The 1,677-nt window shown below is 70.1% G+C and carries 1 protein-coding gene; it reads left to right on the top strand.

The annotated features are described in order from the left end of the window. Positions 1 to 137 precede the first annotated feature (137 nt). Entirely contained in the window at positions 138 to 1,619 is a 1,482-nt protein-coding gene (locus tag STRIP9103_RS01480; RefSeq protein ID WP_009294677.1) for an MFS transporter, read from the top strand. The last annotated feature ends 58 nt before the right edge of the window (positions 1,620 to 1,677 follow it).

Raw genomic sequence — 1,677 nt, 5'->3', positions numbered from 1 at the left:
CCTCTCGGCACATCACCACCCGGAAAAATAACTTGCGTAAGTCAAGCAATACGTTTATCGTTGAGTAAGTCAAGCAAGCTCAAGTCTTGCCCTTTCCCCCTCCGACCGTCCGACCCTCTCCTGACGGAGGCCTCGCCATGTCCCACCCCCTTGCCCGACCCGCCGACGCGGGGGCGTCCACTCCCGCTCGGCCGAACGCCGTGGTGGCGGTACTGGCACTGGCCGGAATCGTCGTCTCGCTGATGCAGACCCTGGTCATCCCGATCGTGCCGGAGCTGCCGAGACTGCTGGACGCGCCGACGTCGGACACCGCGTGGGCGGTGACCGCGACACTGCTCGCGGCGGCGGTGGCGACGCCGGTCGTCGGACGGCTCGGTGACATGTTCGGCAAGCGGCGGATGCTGCTGGTCAGCATCGTGCTGCTGGTGTCCGGTTCGGTGGTCGCCGGACTGGCCGACTCCCTCGTGCCGATGATCGTCGGACGTGGACTGCAGGGTCTGGCGGCGGCCGTCGTCCCGCTCGGCATCAGCATCATGCGTGACGTGCTGCCCGCGGAGCGGCTCGCGGGGTCCACCGCGCTGATGAGCGCCTCCCTCGGTGTCGGCGGTGCGCTCGGTCTGCCGGCCGCCGCGTTCATCGCGGACAACTGGGACTGGCACATCCTCTTCTGGACCTCCGCCACCCTCGGCGCCGTCTCCTTCCTGCTGGTCCTGCTGTTCATCCCCGAGTCGAAGGTCCGCACCGGCGGTCGCTTCGACCTGCTCGGCTCGCTGGGCCTGTCCGCCGGACTCGTCTCGCTGCTGCTCGCCGTCTCCAAGGGCGCCGACTGGGGCTGGACCAGCGGTACGACGCTGGGTCTGTTCGCCGCCGCGGTCGTGATCCTCTCGGCGTGGGGCTTCTACGAGCTGCGGGCCGAGCAGCCGCTGGTCGATCTGCGGACGACCGCCCGCCCGCAGGTGCTGTTCACCAACCTCGCCTCGGTCGCGCTCGGCTTCTCGATGTTCGCGATGTCCCTGGTCCTGCCGCAGCTGCTCCAGCTGCCGGAGCAGACCGGCTACGGCCTCGGCAAGTCCATGCTGACCGTCGGTCTGGTGCTGGCCCCGCAGGGTCTGGTGATGATGGCCATGTCCGCCGTGTCCGCGGGCATCACCAAGGCCAAGGGCCCGAAGGTCACGCTGATGATCGGCGCGCTGATCGTGGCCGCCGGGTACGGGCTGAACATCGTCCTGATGTCCGAGGTCTGGCACCTCGTCCTGGTCTCCTGCGTCATCGGCGGCGGCGTCGGCTTCACCTACGGCGCCATGCCCGCCCTGATCATGGGTGCCGTGCCGGAGTCCGAAACGGCCGCGGCCAACAGCCTCAACACTCTGATGCGCTCCCTCGGCACCAGCTTCGCCAGCGCCATCGCCGGCGTCATCCTGGCCCAGATGACCACCGACTTCGGCGGCTACGCCCTCCCCTCGGAGAACGGCTTCAAGGTCGTCATGGCCATCGGCGCCGGCGCCGCCCTGCTGGCCTTCGTGGTCGCCTCCTTCATCCCGAAGCGCCGCCCCGAGCCGACGGTCCCGGCCGCCGAGGGCCCGGCCGAGCGGGCGGAGGTCGCGGGCGCGAAGGCCTGACCCGGCCGCCGGGCGGCACCGGCCACTGAGCGGCGCCGACCGCCCTGCGACGCCGAGG

The organism is Streptomyces ipomoeae 91-03 (assembly GCF_000317595.1).
In the GTDB taxonomy this organism is placed as follows: Bacteria; Actinomycetota; Actinomycetes; order Streptomycetales; family Streptomycetaceae; genus Streptomyces; species Streptomyces ipomoeae.
This window is presented reverse-complemented; position numbering and strand designations above follow the sequence as displayed.